Origin of the sequence: Streptomyces sp. NPDC088707, from assembly GCF_044752725.1 — a bacterium.
Classification (GTDB): Bacteria; Actinomycetota; Actinomycetes; order Streptomycetales; family Streptomycetaceae; genus Streptomyces.
Map to the genome: position 1 here is coordinate 165026 of NZ_JBIVLV010000003.1, position 16265 is coordinate 181290.

The window sequence follows — 16265 nt, forward strand, 5'->3', positions numbered from 1 at the left end:
ATATCACCTGGATACGTCCGACTTCGACGATGCCACTTCGGGCACCGTGTGACGCATGAGCCGGAATCGGACACAAGGTCCCCATGTTTCGGGGTCACGGGGATTCATGCCGAAGTCACACCCGGGTCTTGATGCCAGACCACACTGCTGTGACAGTTGGGAGCAGCTTAGGCCAAGGCATATACGTGTGTCCGGCGAATGAGAACGTAGGCTGCCCCCATGGCAAAGAAGCGCTCCGGCGGTGGTCTGACCGGGACCCAGCAGGCCGCCAAGTTCCTCGGTGTCAGTGTGCTCGCGGGAGCCGTGCTGGCGGGCATCGCCCTGCCCGCGGCCGGCGCACTGGGCCTGGCCGCGAAGGGCACGGTCGAGGGGTTCGACGAGATCCCCTCCAACCTGAAGACCCCACCGCTGAGTCAGCGCACCAAGATCCTCGACTCCGAGGGCGGTCTGATCGCGACGGTGTACTCGCGGGACCGGACGGTCGTCCCGCTCGACAAGATCTCCCCGTACATGCAGAAGGCGATCGTCGCGATCGAGGACGGCCGCTTCTACGAGCACGGGGCGATCGACCTCAAGGGCGTGCTGCGCGCGATCAACCGCAACGCGCAGTCGGGCGGGGTCTCGCAGGGCGCGTCCACCCTCACCCAGCAGTACGTGAAGAACGTCTTCGTCGAGGAGGCCGGTGACGACCCCGAGAAGGTCGCGCAGGCCACCCAGCAGACCATCGGCCGCAAGGTCCGCGAGCTGAAGTTCGCGATCCAGGTCGAGGAGGAGCTGGGCAAGAAGAAGATCCTGGAGAACTACCTCAACATCACGTTCTTCGGGCAGCAGGCGTACGGCATCGAGGCGGCCTCCCAGCGGTACTTCTCCAAGCACGCCGCCGACCTGAGCCTCGGCGAGGCGGCGATGATGGCCGGTCTCGTCCAGTCGCCCAGCCGCTACGACCCGATCAACGACATCCAGGAAGCCACCAAGCGCCGCAACGTGGTCCTCCAGCGGATGGCCGACGTGAAGGACATCAGCCAGGCCGAGGCGGACACGGCGAAGGCCTCTCCGCTCAAGCTGAAGGTCAGGACCCCGAAGAACGGCTGCATCACCGCCGTCGACGGCGCCGGCTTCTTCTGCGACTACGTCCGCAAGACGATCCTCGGCGACCCGGTCTTCGGCAAGACGGCCGAGGAGCGGACGAAGCTGTGGAACCTGGGCGGACTCACCGTCAAGACCACGCTCGACCCGCGCGCGCAGGCCGCCGCCAACGAGGCCGCCGTCGCGAAGATCAACAAGGACGACCCGGTCGCCGCCTCCGTCGTGCAGGTCCAGCCCGGCACCGGCAAGATCCTCTCGATGGGCCAGTCCCGCCCGTACGGCCTGGACCAGAAGCAGCACCAGACGACGCTGAACCTCGCCGTCGGCAGCAAGATGGGCGGCACGACGTACGGCTTCCAGGTCGGCTCGACCTTCAAGCCGATCACGGCCGCGGCGGCACTCGAGAAGGGCCTGAGCCCGGCGCAGAGCTTCGACACCCCCTGGAAGATCAACATCCCGGAGGGCGACTTCACCCGCTGCGACGGCAAGCCGGCCGGCTACCAGAACTGGGAGATCGGCAACGAGCTCAAGTCGGAGGAGGGCTCCTTCGACATGACCAGCGCCCTGGGCAAGTCCATCAACACGTACTTCGCCAAGCTGGAGCAGATGGCCGGCCTGTGCGAGACGATCACGATGGCCAAGAACGTCGGGTACGAGCGTGAGCTCGGCAAGAAGGTCAAGGAACTCCCCTCGATCACCCTCGGCGCGCAGGAGAGCACCCCGCTCGACATGGCGACCGTCTACGCGACCTTCGCCAACCGCGGCATGCACTGCACCCCGATCGCCATCGAGTCCGTCAAGGCCGCCAACGGCGACAAGCTCAACGTGCCGGACACCAAGTGCACCCGCGCCATGAGCGAGCGCACCGCCGACATGATCAACCAGATGCTGAAGGGCGTCGTCGAGGACGGCACGGGCACCAAGGCCGGCCTCAGCGACCGCGACAACGCGGGCAAGACCGGTACGACCAACGACCGCAAGGACGCCTGGTTCGTCGGGTACACCCCGAACCTCTCCACCGCCGTCTGGGTCGGTGACGACGTCGGCGAGAAGCAGTCGATGTACGACATCACCATCGGCGGCGTGACCTACGACAAGGTCTGCGGTGGCTGCCTCCCCGGCCCCATCTGGAAGATCGCGATGACCGGGGCCCTCAACGCCTCGGAGACTCCGGGCTTCGCCCCCATCTCCGTACCGCGGGCCGAGAAGCCCAAGGACCCGAAGGAAGGCGACGAGGGCCCGAACAAGCCGAACAAGCCCCGTAAGCCGGGCGATGGCAAGCCGGGCGACGGCAAGCCGGGCGACACCAAGCCCCCGGCCAACACGTTCCCGCCGATCACCCTCCCGGACGGCGTCATCGGCGGCGGCAACGGCCGCGGCGGAAACCGCTGACGGCACACGGATACGCGTGAGGGCGCCCCCACCTCGGTGGGGGCGCCCTCTTCGCTTCGGTCCGCCGCTGCTCCCGGGGGATCAGCCCGCGAGGAGCTTCTTCACGGAGGCGGCGACCCGCCCGCCTTCGGCCTGGCCGGCCACCTTCGGGTTCACGATCTTCATGACGGCGCCCATGGCGCGCGGGCCCTCGGCGCCCGCCGCCTTCGCCTCCGCGACGGCCGCCGCGACGATCCCGTCGAGCTCCTCGTCGCTGAGCTGCTTCGGCAGGTACGCGTCGAGGAGGACCCCCTCCGCCTTCTCCCGCTCGGCCGACTCCAGGCGACCGCCCTGGGCGAAGGCCTCCGCGGCCTCGCGGCGCTTCTTCGCCTCCTTGGCGATCACCTTCTGCACCTCGTCGTCGGAGAGTTCGCGCTTGGTCTTGCCCGCGACCTCCTCCTTCTGGATCGCGGTGATGGTCAGCCGCAGGGTCGAGGAGCGCAGTTCGTCGCGCTCCCGGATCGCGGCGTTGAGGTCGGCCTGGAGCTTCGCCTTCAGCGTGGTCATGGGGTCAAGTGTGGCAGGTGCGGCGCCCCACCCGCCCGCGCATTTACGCCCGGAGGGTCTGCGACGATGGGGGGATGCGCGCACGGTACGGCATCCCCCTGAAGATCACGGCAGGCCTCACGGCCACGGCGGCCGCGGGAATCGTCTACGCGGCGGGCTTCGAGGCCCGCTCGTTCCGGCTCCGCCGCGTGACGGTCCCGGTGCTCCCGCCCGGCATGGCCGATCTGCGGGTCCTTCAGGTGTCCGACATCCACATGGTCAGCGGCCAGCGCAAGAAGCGCGCCTGGCTCCAGTCCCTCGCCGGGCTCCGCCCGGACTTCGTCGTCAACACCGGCGACAACCTCTCCGACCCGGAAGCGGTGCCGGAGGTCCTCGACGCGCTCGGCCCGCTGATGGAGTTCCCGGGCGTGTACGTCTTCGGCTCCAACGACTACTACGGGCCCCGGCTCCGCAACCCCGCCCGCTACCTCCTGGAGAGGGCGCAGGGCCGGCACGGCCTCAACGGCAACAAGCCGGTCGTCGGCGCCGTCCACAACCCGTGGGAGGACATCAAGGACGGCTTCGACGCGGCCGGATGGGTGGACCTCACCAACACCCGCGGCCGGCTGAAGCTCCCACAGGCGGACCTCGCGTTCACCGGCGTCGACGACCCGCACATCAAGCGCGACCGGTACGAGCGGGTGGCCGGCGGCCCCGACGCGTCGGCCGACTTCTCGGTGGGCGTGGTCCACGCCCCGTACCTGCGCGCGCTCGACGCCTTCACGGGCGACGGATACGAGCTGCTCCTCGCCGGGCACACCCACGGCGGTCAGCTGTGCATCCCCTTCTACGGGGCGCTCGTCACCAACTGCGACCTGGACACCGACCGGGTGAAGGGCCTCTCCACCCACACGGTGGGCGACCGCACGTCCTACCTCCACGTCTCGGCGGGCTGCGGCACCAGCCGCTACACCCCGGTCCGCTTCGCCTGCCCGCCCGAGGTCACCCTCCTCACGCTGACGGCCCGCGCCTGACCTCCACGGTGGGGAGCATGATCACGCCGAACCGCGCGACCACCGTCCCGGCGTCCGCCGTGCTCCCCGCCGCCCGCAGGCCGTACGCCGCGTTCCTTCGCGGACGGTCCTGGACCTCCTGCTCCTCACCGCCCCGGGCACCCTCCGACGGCGCCACGCCGCCCAGTGGCTCACGATCCCGGGCCTGGACCGCATCCGACCTGCGCCGCGACCGCCGGAAAACCGGATTTCGCCTCAGCGCGCGCGTGGGCTAAAGTAATCGATGTCGCCGCGACGTGAACAACAGAGCAGCGACATCGGGGTGTAGCGCAGCTTGGCAGCGCGCTTCGTTCGGGACGAAGAGGTCGTGGGTTCAAATCCCGCCACCCCGACAGCCGAAACAGCAGGTGAGCCACCTAGCAACATTGCTAGGTGGCTCACCTGTTTCTGTCTGCGTGTGTATCTGCGTGACTACCGCTCCTCGCGTGTCTACGACCGCTGCGGATCGCCGCCGAAGATCCCGTCCATGACCACGGCACCGGTCTGGATCACGGGCCGGATCTACTTCCCGTACACCTCCTCGGTCAATGCCGTCCCGGAGTGCCCGACGAGGCGAGAGATCACCTCCAGCGGGACGCCCCGGTCGGAGAGCAGGGATACGAAACTGTGCCGGAGCTCCCGGGGCGTCCACTCGTCGGGATTGATCCCGACGATGCCCTTGAGCGCCTGGCGGAAGGCGCGGCGGACGTTGGCCGCGTCGAGCGGCTTGCCCACGGCCGAGGAGAAGACGAGGCCGTGTTCCTCCCACTTCTCGTCCGCGGCGAGCCGGTCCCAGCCCTGATCTTCGATACCAGAGGGCTTCGACGCAGCACGCCGGCAGGGCGAGCGTCCGCCGGGACTTCCGGGTCTTAGCGTCGCAGGCCGATGTCGTCACCGAGGACATGCAAGCCATCGCTGACGCACTCACCACGGAGTAGCTGTAGGACCAAGGGGAGCTGTTACAGGTTTCTCTACCTCATCAAGGCACCCGCCGCGCACGGCGCGGCGCGCGCGGCCCGTCGCCCGGGCCTGCGCTCCTGTCTGCGCCCCGCTCCAGCCCGGGCGCCGGCCGCACGCCTGACGGCTTGGGTTGATGGGCGACGAACCACGATGCGGCCGAGGCAGTATGCGGGTGCGGCTCAGAACGATGCCTCCGGCGGGGGCGCTCAGGCTCCGGGATGAAGGGGGCTCGTGGGCGGGTGCCGGCAGTGGGGTGTGGCGGTGGGGAACTCCCATCCCGTCTGCCGTCGACCCAGGCAGAGCCGAGCAGACACGGCACCGGGCGTCCAGGTCGTTCGTACAGTGGCGCGCTCCTCCTGGACGCCCGGCACCGCGCCTACTCCACGGCGTGTGGGTCGACGGCAGACGGGATGGGAGTTGGGGCGAGTTACGGGAAAGGTCAGCGGTCTGGTGGGGCGTGAGAGCTCAGCCGAAGCCATCCCATCGCCATCAGCAGGTCGCTACGGTATTGATCACCCACATCGGAGGTCCCATGGCTGACTACGCTGCACATGCGCACAAAGCTCAGGAGCTGCTCGAAGCGGCCGAGCGAGGGGAGAAGCGAGGGCTCTCCGCCGAGACCCGCATACGAATGGCTCAGGTTGAAGCACTTCTTGCGCTTGCTGCCGCAGTAGATAGGCAGGGGAAGAACTCCACATCCCGCGAGGGGTGACGTGCTGCTTGGCAAGGGGGCGCCGGTGATGTCCGTTGAGTGGTGAGTGTCCAACTGCGTGACAACGCCGACGAACAGCGGCGGACGAGCGGGAACGTCTACGGACCATCAGCGCAGGTGAGAGGCCCAGCAGCCCAAGGATGAACACGCACCCGAGTTGCTTCGGGACCAAGAGCTCGTGGGTTCGAATCCCGCCACCCCGTCAGCCGTATGACCAGTTCAGGGGCCTGATCCGCGAAAGCGGGTCAGGCCCCTGAGTGGGTTCCGGGGTTCCGGGGCTCTGTGTTGCCGGGGCTCCCGGGGTCTCAGGGGTGGGCCGTCGCCCGTGGGCGGGCGGCGGTCGGCGGGTCAGATGACCGGCGGGCGGCCCAGGCGGGTCATGTGGCGGACCGTGGACCAGCGCATGGGGTGGCGGGGGCCGCAGGAGCGGCGGACGCCCTCGGCGAAGCCGGCGAACCAGGACGCGAGGCCCGGCAGGGAGCGGGTGCGGGCCAGCGTGAGGAGGGTCCAGACGCCCAGGTAGACGGGGACGAGCAGGGCCGGCAGGTTGCGCTTGGCGAGCCAGACCCGGTTGCGGGCCGTCATCCGGTAGTAGACGGCGTGCCGGGCCGGGCTGGTCTTCGGGTGCTGGAGGAGGAGTTTCGGCTCGTAGACGACCTTCCAGCCCGCGTCGAGGGCGCGCCAGGCCATGTCGGTCTCCTCGTGGGTGAAGAAGAAGTCCTCCGGCCAGCCGCCGATCTCGTCGAGCATCGCCATCGACAGGCCGTGGCCGCCGCCCAGGAAGGTCGTGACCTCGCCGCCGCGCATCGGGTCCTTCGCCCCGAGGCGCGGGACGTGGCGGCGCTGCGTCTCGCCCGTCTCGTCGGCGATGCGGAACGACACGACGCCCAGCGCGTCGTCCCCCTCGTACAGGTCGGCCAGACGGCGGAAGACGTCCTTGTCGACGAGCAGGCCGTCGTCGTCGAGGTCCACCAGCACGTCGACGTCGCCGAACGCGCGCAGGGTCTCGATCGCGACGTTCCGGCCCCCGGACACGCCCCGGTTCTCGGGCAGTTCGACCCCGGTCACGCCCTCGGGGAGCTCCGGCAGGGTGCCGGTGCCGTTGCCGACGACCACGATCCGGGTGGCGGCCTCGTCCTGCGCCGCCACGGCGTCGAGCAGTGCCCGCAGCTCGTCGGGGCGCGTGCCCATCGTCAGTACCGCCACACCCACACGAGGTCGCGCCACGACTCTCTCCGTTCCACGGTCACCGGCGTCCGCCGGCACTCATCTCCGGACTCGTTCCGGTCCGCGATGCTAACCGGCCGGCGCCACCTTCCGTTCACCCGAGCCTCGGTTGTCGTCCATCGCCCCGCCCGTATCACCGGGGCGGGGGCGCCGGACGTGGGCTTCTTCACGCGGGCCGGCGGACGCCCCGGGGGGAGCGCGGCGAACGGTGTCGCCCGGCGGCTCTACGCTGGTTCCCTTCCGTCAAGTTGATCGATCGTCGAAGGAGTGGTCTCCAGGTGCTGGTCGCGGACCGATATCGGCTTCATGTGTGTATCGGCCGGGGCGGTATGGGTGAGGTGTGGCAGGCCACCGACGAGGTGCTCGGCCGGGACGTCGCCGTGAAGCTGATGCTGGCGCACGGGACCGACCCCTCCGCCGCCGACCGGTTCCGGCTGGAGGCACAGACCGCCGCCCGGCTGAGCCACCCGCACGTGGTGGGCGTCTTCGACTTCGGCACCTGGGACGGAAAGCTGTTCCTCGTCATGGAGTTGGTGGAGGGCGACAGCCTCGCCGACAGTCCGTCCGACCCGCTGCTGCTGCCCGCCGAGCGGGTCGCCGTGGTCGCCGCGCACGCCGCCGCCGGGCTCGCCGCCGCGCACCGGCAGGGTGTCGTGCACCGGGACATCAAGCCGGGGAACCTGCTGGTCGACGCCGACGGGACGGTGAAGCTCGCCGACTTCGGCATCGCCCGCTTCGTCGACGACCCCTCGGCGGCGCTCACCACGACGGGCCAGATCGTCGGCACGGGGCTGTACCTCGCCCCCGAGCGGGCCCTCGGACAGCCTGCCTCGCCCGCCTCCGACGTGTACTCGCTCGGCTGCGTGCTCTACCAACTCCTCACCGGCCGCCCGCCGTTCCGCGCGGACACCGCCACGGCCCTGCTGTACCAGCACATCGACACCGCGCCGGTGCCGCCCGGCCGGCTCGGGGTGGCGTTGCCGCCCGAGTTCGAGACGTATCTGCTGAGCCTGCTGGCCAAGCAGCCGGAGCAGCGGCCGCCGGCGCAGGCGATCGCGGACTGGTTCTCCTCCGGCGCCTGGCGCGCCTATGCCGCACCCGCCCCGGCACGGCCCGCGCGGCATGCCCCGCACCACACCACCGGCCTCCCGGCGGGCGCCGCAGGCCGCTCCGGCCCGATGCCGGGGTCCGGTCGGGTGCCGGGAGCGGGACACATACCCGGGGCCGCCCCGATGCATGGCTCCGGGCCCCTGCCCGTACCCGCGCCGATGCCCCCGCAGGCCCGCAGACCGGCGCCCGCGCAGGCGCACAGACCCCCGTCGGCCGGGGCGCCCGCCTCCCGGCGTCGTGAGCGGCCCGCCGGCAGCACCACGGGCGCGCTCGCGGAGCTCTCCCGGCGCCGCCCCCGCAAGACGGCCGCCGTCGCAGGCGCCATCGCCTTCGTGGTCTTCCTGATCATCGGGATGGCCTGGCTCTCCTGATCCCCGGCTGCCGTACGGCGTCGGCGGCACGGGTTCCTCTCAGTACGGCCTCGGTGTCATCGCGCGCGGCTCCCCGTCCGCCGTCGCGAGCAGCAGGCAGCGCGGCTCGTCCGGGCCCGTGGCGGCCAGCACGGTCACCGTCGTCGGCGGGTCGGTCGGCAGCTCGACCGGGACCGGGACCGGCTGGTCGCCCTTGATCGCGGCATGGCCGGTCTCCTTGCCGTCGACGAGGATCTCGACGACGGACCTGTGCCCGGTCTGGACGGTCGCGGAGACCGAGTGCCCGAGGTGGTCGATGTGGAAGTGGTGCCGTCGGCTCATGGGTGACCTCCGTCCCTCCAGAGTAGGTACGGACCCCCGATCCCGCCGCTCCCGCGGCGCCCGGGAGGGATCACGGCCGGGGTGCGGCCCCACCGGCCCGGTGGTCAGATGGACCGGTACGCCGATCAGCGCCCCCGCGGAACGGAGCCCCCGCATGACCGAGCGCCGGCCTCAGCGACTCGCCCAGACGAGTGCACCGAGCAGGATCAGGGTCCCCAGGGTCCCGAGGTTGACCACCTTGTACTGGAGGAAGACCGCGGCGAACTCGCGCATGATCGCCGACGGCCAGAAGTAGGCGGCGGTCGGCGAGCCCACCACCTGGCCGTCCACACCCGCGCGGCGGGCCAGGATGGCGGCCCTGAAGGCGTGGTAGTTGTTGGTGACGATCACGCACGAGGAGCCCGGCCGGTCCCGCTCCATCAGCTCCTTGCTGAAGATCATGTTCTCCTCGGTGGTGCGGGAGCGGTCCTCACGCACCAGCGCGCCCTGCGGGAAGCCGCGCTCGACGAGGTAGTCGGCCATCGCGTGGGACTCGGGAACCTCCTCGTCGGGGCCCTGGCCGCCCGAGACGACGAGGACGGGGGCGCCGTCGCGCCGCTCGCACGCGGCCAGCGTCTCGTGCACCTCGCGCCCCCGGTCCAGGCGGCTCGCGAGGAGCGGGGGCACCCGGCGGCCACCGATCAGGCCGGAGCCGAGCACGACGACGTAGTCGGCGTCGCGGCGGATCCTCATGCGGCCGTACAGGAAGGAGTAGCCGACGAAGCAGACGAAAAGGAAGGAGACGTAGCCGAGGACGAGGAGGAGGGTGACGACGACTATCCGCAGGGCCCACGAGTCGGTGGCGGCGGCCGTCGCCGCCAGGACCATCACGCCGAACATGCCGAGGCCGGCGAGGAGCGAGAGCAGGTTGGACGGGCTCCTGCCCTCCTTGCGGACCATCTTCACGCCGTTCGCGGTGAGCAGCCCCGCGAGGACGACCGGGCCGAGGCCGAGCACCAGCAGCCCGCAGATCATCACTGTCTCGGCGACGCCGGGCGGAGCGTCCTCGATCCCGGCGAGCAGCCCGATCCCGAAGAACGTGACGGCGAGGCCGAGGAGCACGGCGTTGCCGAAACGGCGCCGGTCCCGTCGTACACCGAGCGCGAAGAACAGCAGGAAGACCACGGCGACGGCGAAGGCGTACGACATGACGGCATCGTAGGCGGCCCTCAGGCCTCCCCCGCCAGGGTGAACAGGCCGCGCCGCGCGCCCTCCTCGTAGGCGTACCGGAGTTCCCGGCCGCCGAGCAGCAGCCGGAGCGCCCGCTCACTCCGTGCCCGGGTCGCCACGCAGAACTCCGCCGGCCGGTACGAGGTGTCGAAGACCGAGTTCCGCAGCAGGTCCACCGCGCCCAGGAGATGGGCCGCCGCGTCCCGCCGGCCCGCCGACACCCGGATCTGGGCGAGGAGTTCCGCCGCACCGGCCGCGCCCGCCGCCGAGCCCATGCGCAGATGCTCCCGGAGGGCCCACCGGGCGTGCTCGGCGGCCCGCTCCGGATCCCCGTCCCACGCCGCGAGCTCGGCGCGGGCGATGGACGACCAGGCCTCGGCGTGCTGGTCGCGGCCCCGCCACGACCAGCGGCTCTTCCGGTCCAGGTCGGCCTGGTCGAGGGCCTCCTGTGCGGCCTCCGGGTCCGTGCGGCACAGGGCGAGCGCGATGCCCGCCCAGCACGCGTGCCGGGTCGGGCCGAACTCCGGGTACTCCCCCATCAGCGCGAGGGCCTCCCGGAACTCGTCCGCCGCCGCGCGCGTGCGCCCCTGGTAGAGCGCGGTCGAGCCGCGCAGATGGGCGAGCAGCCCCAGGGCTCCGTCGTCCCCGTCCCGTACGGCCGCCGCCCAGGCCCGGACGAGGAGCGGATCGGCCTCCTCCGGGCGGCCCGACTCCAGCTCGAGGAACGCGGCGAGCCACAGGGCGCGGGCCGTCGGCTCCCCGTCGAGCAGGGCGAGGGCGTGCCGCAGCCGGGTCCGGCCCTCGGCGACCCGCCCGCAGACCACCCACAGGAACCACAGCGAGACGGCGATCTCGACGGCGGTGGCCGCCTCCTCGTCCCGCGCGTGCGGCGCGGTCGTCGGGTCCATGGCGGCTGCCAGGTCGGGGAGTTCGCGCAGGGCCAGGTCGCGGGCGTCGAGCTGCCGGCCGCTCTGCCACCGGTCGGCGGCCCGCCGGGCGAGCTTCACGCACCACCGGCGGTGGCGCAGGACGAGGTCCGGGCGGTCGCCGCGTTCGGTGAGCCGGCGGGCGCCCACGGCCCGCATCGGGTGCGGCATCCAGTAGCGGGGGACGTCGTCCTCGCCGGCGAACAGGTCGTCGACGGGAAGGAGGGCGAGCGGCACGAGCCGGTCGAGGACGGCCAGGATCGTCCCCGGGGGCAGCGTCCACGACGCGCACACCTCGTGGACGGCGTCCCGGCCGAAGGTCCCCTCGAAGACGGACAGCCGCTCCCACAGGATCCGTTCGGCGGGCCCGCAGCGGGCGTATCCGCGCTCGGCGGCGGCGAGCTGGTCGGCGCTCACCGGCTCGCCCCAGAACGTCCGCTCCGCGGTCCCGGGTGGATCCTCGAACCCCATGCGCATCGCCCCCGTCCTCTCCCCGTGTGTGACTTGTGCCCGAGTGCATGGCGGACGACCGCCGTTGCCGCTTGAATGCGAATGCCTCGGTTCACCATCCTGGGGCGCCCCGGAACCCACACCCACGGTTTGCCGGGGATCGACCAGGGAGGGAAATGACGACCGGGGAATCCGTCCTGGGAGAGGCGGATCTTTCGCTGATCCACGCACTGCAGATGGCCCCGCGCGCCAGCTGGACCCAGCTCTCGGCCGTACTGGGCGCGAGTCCCGACACCCTCGCCCGGCGCTGGGAGCACCTCACGGCCGGGGGGTACGCCTGGAGTTCGCTGCTCGCCGCCCGCCACGGCTCGGACGAGATGCTCTACTCCTGGGTCGAGCTGGAGTGCGCCGCGGGCACCTCCGAGGCCATCGCGACCGAGGTCGCGGGCGATCGGCGCACCCTCGGCGTCCACCAGGTGACCGGTGACGCCGACCTCGTCCTGCTCGTGATCAGCCCCGATCTGTACGCCCTCGACGGCTACCTCGCGGGACGCGTGCGGCGGCTGCCCGGGGTGCTCCGGTGCCGCACCCAGGTCGTCACCCGGATGCACAACCGCCCGTACCGGTCCAGGATCGAGCAGCTCACCCCGGGCCAGGTCCAGCTCCTCACCGACCTCACGGGCGGGGACCGGCGGCCGCGCGCGCGTACCTTTCCGAACCTCACGAGACTCGACCTCCGGCTGATCGCGGAACTGTCGGGGGACGCCCGGCGCAGCGCCGCCGAACTGGCCCGGCAGTGCGCTACGAGCGAGTCGACGGTACGGCGGAGGCTGGACGTGCTCTCGGCGGGAGGCGCCCTCCACCACCACTGTCTGCCGGCCCCGAGGTTCTCCGGGCGCCCGATGTGGGCGATGGTCACCACCGACGTCCCGCCCCTCGAAGTCCCGGCGACGGTGGCGGCGCTCGCCCGGCTGCCCCAGACCCGTCTGGTCACCTCGGTCACCGGCCCGCACAACCTGGCCGTCGCCATGTGGCTGCGTACGGTCGACGAACTGCACGAGGTCACGTCCGCGTTCGTACGGGCCGCACCGGCGCTGCGGATAGCCGGCACCGCGCTCGCCCTGCGCACGCACAAGATCGGGGCGCAGGTCCTCGGCCCCGACGGGCGGCGGACGCACCACATTCGCCCCGACACCCCCTGACACGCCCGTCCGGGCGTGGTCTGACGGCGATATGGAGTTCGCCGTCTTCGTGACGCTGCCCGGTCTGGTCATCCGGCTTCCGTGAGCGGTCGGGCAACCCGCTCGGGCGGCCTGGCGGGCGGTCCGACAGGCCGCCTGGGGGGCGGCCCGGAGCGCGTGCCTCAGCCCGTCGCCCTGATCGGGTACGCGAGCGTCAGCGGGTCGCCTTGATCGAGTACATCATCGGGATGCGGGGCCGGTCCGCCGGGAAGCGGTAGTAGCCGTCCTCGTGCCGCTGGAGCGCGCCGTAGCGGGGGTACAGCGAGGCGTCGTGCTCGTGCAGGAACTCGATCCGCAGACCGGCCCTGGCGAGCGCGGTGACGACCTCGCCGACCGGGTGCACCCACTCCACGCTGCGGTTGTGGACGGTCGCGGCGTCGAGCTCGGCGTACGTGCCCGGGCTGGTGTCCACCCAGGGATCGCGGACGAAGTAGTCGTTCACGATCCGGCTGCCGGTCTCGTCGTCGAGCGAGTCGGTGAGCGGATGGAACTCGGCCACGTAGAGGAAGCCGCCGGGGGCGACCAGCGAGGCGGCGGTCTCGGCCCAGCGCTCGATGTCGGGCAGCCAGTTCAGCGCTCCGCAGCCCGTGTAGACGATGTCGTACGCGCTGTCCGGGACGGCCTCCGCGGCGTCGTACACGTCGGCCGCGACGAAGGCCGCCCGGTCCTGTGTGAGGCCCAGGTCGGCGGCGAGCGAGCGGGCGGTCTCGACGGCCGGCTCGGAGAAGTCGAGGCCGACGACGTGCGAGGCGCCGTGACGGGCCCAGGAGAGGGTGTCGAGGCCGATGTGGCACTGCAGGTGCAGCAGCGAGCGTCCGGTGACGTCGCCGACCTCCGCGAGCTCGAAGTCCCGCAGGGCGTCCTTGCCCGCGCGGAAGGCGTCGAGGGCGTAGAAGTCGCTCGCGGCGTGGATCGGGACGCGCTCGTCCCAGCGTGCGCGGTTGGCCTCGTGCCAGTCTTCGGGCGTCGGCGAGTACATGTCGGCGAGGTTATCCACAGGTTGAGGGCGACGCGACCCGATTGTCCGCCGCGCGGAGCATCATGGGTGCCATGACTGAGAGCAAGAACTCCGAGCCCGACGGCGAGCTCACCGACCAGGCCCCCGCGTGGCAGCGGCGCTTCCGCGCGCCGCGCGTCTCCCTGCCCGAGTGGGCGGAGGAGGCCCCGGACCGCTCGCTCTTCGTGTCGAACGCGACGGGGACGTACGAGCTGTACGCGTGGGACCGGGCGAGCGGGGAGCAGCGCCAGGTCACGGACCGGCCGAACGGCACGACGGACGGCACCCTGTCGCCGGACGGCGCCTGGATCTGGTGGTTCGCGGACACCGACGGGGACGAGTTCGGGGTGTGGATGCGCCAGCCGTTCGCCGGCGGCGCGGACGAGCCGGCCGTGCCCGGCCTCGCCGCCTCCTACCCGGCGGGGCTCGCCATCGGCCGGGACGGCACGCTCCTGGTGGGCCGCTCCACGGACGAGGACGGCTCGACGGTCCATCTCGTACGCCCCGGGGCCGGGGCCCCGGTCGAGATCTACCGGCACCGGGAGTCGGCCGGGGTCGGCGACCTGTCGTACGACGGGTCCCTGATCGCCATCGAGCACACCGAGCACGGGGACGCGATGCACTCGGCGCTGCGGGTGCTGCGCTCCTCGGACGCGAGCGTGCTCGCCGAGCTCGACGACACCAAGGGCGGCACGGAGGAGCTGGGGCTCGCGGTCCTCGGTTTCGCGCCCGTGGAGGGCGACGGCCGGCTGCTCGTCGGGCACCAGCGGCGCGGCCGCTGGGAGCCGATGATCTGGGACGTGGCGGCGGGCACGGAGACCGATCTCCGGCTCGACCTGCCGGGCGACGTGTCGGCGGAGTGGTACCCGGACGGCTCGGGCCTGCTCATCGTGCACAGTTTCGAGGCCCGCAGCGAGCTGTGGCGGTACGAGATCGCCACCGGTGCCCTGGTCCGGGTGGAGACCCCGGCCGGTACGGTGTCGAGCGCGACCGCCCGGCCGGACGGCAGCGTCGAGTACCTGTGGTCGTCGGCCGCCGAGCCGCCGGTGGTGCGGTCCACGGCCGGCGGCGTCGTCCTCGACCCGCCCGGCCCCAAGGCGCCGCCGTCGGTGCCGGTGGAGGACGTGTGGGTGGAGGGCCCGGGCGGCAGGGTCCACGCGCTCGTGCAGCGCCCGGCGGGCGAGGGCCCCTTCCCCACGGTCTTCGAGGTGCACGGCGGCCCCACCTGGCACGACAGCGACGCCTTCGCGTCGGGCCCGGCGGCCTGGGTGGACCACGGGTACGCGGTGGTGCGGGTCAACTACCGGGGTTCCACGGGGTACGGACGGGAGTGGACGGACGCGCTCAAGCACCGGGTCGGGCTGATCGAGCTGGAGGACATCGACGCGGTCCGCGCCTGGGCGGTGGCGAGCGGCCTCGCCGACCCGTCCCGGCTCGTGCTCTCCGGCGGCTCCTGGGGCGGCTATCTGACCCTCCTCGGCCTCGGCACCCAGCCGGAGGCCTGGGCGGTCGGGCTCGCCGCGGTCCCCGTCGCGGACTACGTCGCGGCGTACGAGGACGAGATGGAGGCCCTCAAGGCGCTGGACCGGACGCTGCTCGGCGGCTCCCCCGAGGAGGTGCCCGAGCGGTACGCGGCCTCGTCGCCGCTGACGTACGTGGACGCGGTGAGGACCCCGGTGCACATCTCGGCCGGCGTCAACGACCCGCGCTGCCCGATCCGCCAGATCGACAACTACGTCGACCGTCTCAAGGCCCGGGGCGCGGTCCACGAGGTGTACCGCTACGACGCGGGCCACGGCTCGCTGGTGGTGGAGGAGCGGATCAAGCAGGTGGGCCTGGACCTGGCGTTCGCCGCGAAGCACCTGGGGGGTGGTCCGGTGGAGGGCTGAGCCGGCCGGGGACCCGGCCGACGGGGGGCCGGGGCCGCTTGCGTACCGTGGGGGGCGTGTACCGGTTCCTGAGAACGCCCCGCTGGTGGGGGATCAACGTCTTCGTCCTGCTGGCGATCCCGTTCTGCGTGTTCATGGGGACCTGGCAGCTGGGCAAGTTCGAGGATCGTGTCGACTCCCACGAGGCGGCCGAGAAGCGACCCGCCGCGAGCACGCTGAAGGCGGAGCCGCTGGACGCCCTGCTCCCGGTGGACAAGGAGACCTCGGGCCGGTCGGCCGAGGCGCGCGGCCGGTTCGGGGAGCAGTTCCTCGTCCCGGACCGTGATCTGGACGGCCGGACCGGCAGCTATGTGCTGACGCTGCTGCGGACGGACGGGGGCAGGTCGCTTCCGGTGGTCCGCGGCTGGCTCCCCACGGGCGCGAAGGCCCCGGCTCCGCCGTCCGGCGAGGTCACGGTGGTGGGCGCGCTCCAGGCCTCGGAGAACAGCGGCAGCAAGGGCGTCGGCACGGCCGGCGGGCTGCCCGAGGGCCAGCTGGGGATGATCAGCGCGGCGTCCCTGGTGAACGTGGTCGCGGACGACGTCTACGACGCCTGGATCACCCTCGCCGACTCCCCCGCCGGGCTCACCCCGGTCCCGGCGGCGGCCGCGGCGGGCACGAGCCTGGACGCGAAGGCCTTCCAGAACCTCGGCTACACCGCGGAGTGGTTCGTCTTCGCCGGCTTCGTGCTGTTCATGTGGTTCCGGCTGGTCCGCCGTGAGGCGGAGGCGACGCGCGACGAGGCGCTGGGGCTGTAG

At 71.9% G+C, this 16265-nt stretch carries 12 protein-coding genes, 1 tRNA gene and 1 pseudogene; 7 read left to right on the plus strand and 7 right to left on the minus strand.

Features of this window, described 5'->3' with window-relative positions; all coding sequences use genetic code 11:
- Positions 1-219 precede the first annotated feature (219 nt).
- Positions 220-2478 (plus strand): transglycosylase domain-containing protein, encoded by a 2259-nt coding sequence (locus ACIP84_RS11495; protein ID WP_401797413.1) that lies wholly within the window; start codon positions 220-222, stop codon positions 2476-2478.
- Between the two features lie 81 nt (positions 2479-2559).
- On the opposite strand, the gene ACIP84_RS11500 is transcribed toward ACIP84_RS11495, so the two are convergent.
- A complete protein-coding gene (locus ACIP84_RS11500) occupies positions 2560-3024 on the minus strand; it encodes a GatB/YqeY domain-containing protein (RefSeq protein ID WP_355964191.1) in 465 nt (154 codons plus the stop codon).
- A 74-nt stretch (positions 3025-3098) separates the two neighbouring features.
- Here ACIP84_RS11500 and ACIP84_RS11505 point away from each other — a divergent pair, with 74 nt between their 5' ends.
- Both ACIP84_RS11505 and ACIP84_RS11510 read left to right on the plus strand, forming a co-directional pair.
- Positions 3099-4037: a metallophosphoesterase gene (locus ACIP84_RS11505; protein ID WP_319316004.1), complete on the plus strand. Its 939-nt coding sequence runs from the start codon at positions 3099-3101 to the stop codon at positions 4035-4037.
- A gap of 297 nt (positions 4038-4334) precedes the next feature.
- Positions 4335-4408, plus strand: a tRNA-Pro gene (locus ACIP84_RS11510).
- A gap of 97 nt (positions 4409-4505) precedes the next feature.
- On the opposite strand, the pseudogene xerC reads toward ACIP84_RS11510, so the two are convergent.
- Both xerC and ACIP84_RS11520 read right to left on the minus strand, forming a co-directional pair.
- Positions 4506-4932: pseudogene (gene xerC, locus ACIP84_RS11515) on the minus strand (tyrosine recombinase XerC); the annotation flags it as partial.
- Positions 4933-6075: 1143 nt separating this feature from the next.
- Positions 6076-6954: a glycosyltransferase family 2 protein gene (locus tag ACIP84_RS11520; RefSeq protein WP_355964199.1), complete on the minus strand. Its 879-nt coding sequence runs from the start codon at positions 6952-6954 to the stop codon at positions 6076-6078.
- A gap of 278 nt (positions 6955-7232) precedes the next feature.
- Between ACIP84_RS11520 and ACIP84_RS11525 the strand changes: the two genes are divergently transcribed.
- The gene (locus tag ACIP84_RS11525) at positions 7233-8435 is read left to right on the plus strand and encodes a serine/threonine-protein kinase (protein WP_401797418.1); all 1203 of its coding nucleotides are present in this window, start codon (positions 7233-7235) and stop codon (positions 8433-8435) included.
- 39 nt (positions 8436-8474) lie between these two features.
- On the opposite strand, the gene ACIP84_RS11530 is transcribed toward ACIP84_RS11525, so the two are convergent.
- The 3 genes from ACIP84_RS11530 to ACIP84_RS11540 form a co-directional block, all read right to left on the minus strand.
- Positions 8475-8756 carry a hypothetical protein gene (locus ACIP84_RS11530; RefSeq protein WP_355964203.1) on the minus strand — a complete coding sequence of 94 codons (282 nt, stop codon included), beginning with the start codon at positions 8754-8756 and terminating at the stop codon, positions 8475-8477.
- Positions 8757-8927: 171 nt separating this feature from the next.
- The gene (locus ACIP84_RS11535; RefSeq protein WP_401797421.1) at positions 8928-9944 is read right to left on the minus strand and encodes a YdcF family protein; all 1017 of its coding nucleotides are present in this window, start codon (positions 9942-9944) and stop codon (positions 8928-8930) included.
- 20 nt (positions 9945-9964) lie between these two features.
- A complete protein-coding gene (locus ACIP84_RS11540) occupies positions 9965-11368 on the minus strand; it encodes a tetratricopeptide repeat protein (protein WP_355964207.1) in 1404 nt (467 codons plus the stop codon).
- Between the two features lie 149 nt (positions 11369-11517).
- On the opposite strand from ACIP84_RS11540, the gene ACIP84_RS11545 reads away from it, so the two are divergent.
- Positions 11518-12543, plus strand: a complete 1026-nt coding sequence (locus ACIP84_RS11545; RefSeq protein WP_355964208.1) for an Lrp/AsnC family transcriptional regulator — start codon at positions 11518-11520, stop codon at positions 12541-12543.
- Positions 12544-12736: 193 nt separating this feature from the next.
- Here ACIP84_RS11545 and ACIP84_RS11550 read toward each other — a convergent pair whose 3' ends face one another.
- Positions 12737-13561, minus strand: coding sequence for a class I SAM-dependent methyltransferase (locus ACIP84_RS11550; RefSeq protein WP_401797425.1), 825 nt, complete (start codon positions 13559-13561; stop codon positions 12737-12739).
- 62 nt (positions 13562-13623) lie between these two features.
- Between ACIP84_RS11550 and ACIP84_RS11555 the strand changes: the two genes are divergently transcribed.
- On the plus strand, positions 13624-15468 hold the full coding sequence (locus ACIP84_RS11555) for a prolyl oligopeptidase family serine peptidase (protein ID WP_401797428.1): 1845 nt from the start codon (positions 13624-13626) through the stop codon (positions 15466-15468).
- 56 nt (positions 15469-15524) lie between these two features.
- Positions 15525-16265 carry an SURF1 family protein gene (locus ACIP84_RS11560; protein WP_355964215.1) on the plus strand — a complete coding sequence of 247 codons (741 nt, stop codon included), beginning with the start codon at positions 15525-15527 and terminating at the stop codon, positions 16263-16265.